Below are 553 nucleotides of genomic sequence, written 5' to 3' on the forward strand. Positions count from 1 at the left end.
GCCCACCTCGCTGCGGTGCGCACAGTGGCCGACCGCCGCGAAGGTTTCGCGCGCCTGTCCGGCCGGGTCGACACCTTCCGAACCAAGGTCGAGTCGATCGACGCGGAGGTGGAGCGCTTGTCGGTGGCCATCGACGAGGCCCGAGAGCGCGGCGAATCGGCTCAGCGTGAGTTCGAGAGCGTGCAGGATCAGATCGGCACCCTCGATGCGAGTGAACTGAGCCTCGACACCAACTACGAACGAGCTGTCGCCGCGCTTCGACATGCCGACGCCCGAGTGACCGAACTGCAGGCCGAAGAACGCATCGCAGGCAAGAAGGTGGCGTCGTTCGAGGCCAGGATCGAAGCGCTCACGATGGGTCTCGAACGCAAGGACGGTGCCGGGTGGCTGGTGGAGAACCAGCAGGACGGTCTGTCGGGCCTGCTCGCAGGCCATCTCACGGTCGAGCCGGGATACGAGATCGCGGTGGCGGTGGCCATGGGGCCGGCCGCCGATGCCGCACACGCCGAATCGTTCGATGCCGCGCGTGATGCCGTGCTCGCGCTGCGTGCGA

The 553-nt window shown here is 67.6% G+C and carries 1 pseudogene; it reads left to right on the top strand.

The annotated features are described in order from the left end of the window. A pseudogene (locus RHBS_RS28515) lies at positions 1-553 on the top strand (chromosome segregation protein SMC); the annotation flags it as partial.

The sequence above is a fragment of the Rhodococcus sp. BS-15 genome (assembly GCF_000813105.1).
Taxonomy (GTDB): Bacteria; Actinomycetota; Actinomycetes; order Mycobacteriales; family Mycobacteriaceae; genus Rhodococcoides.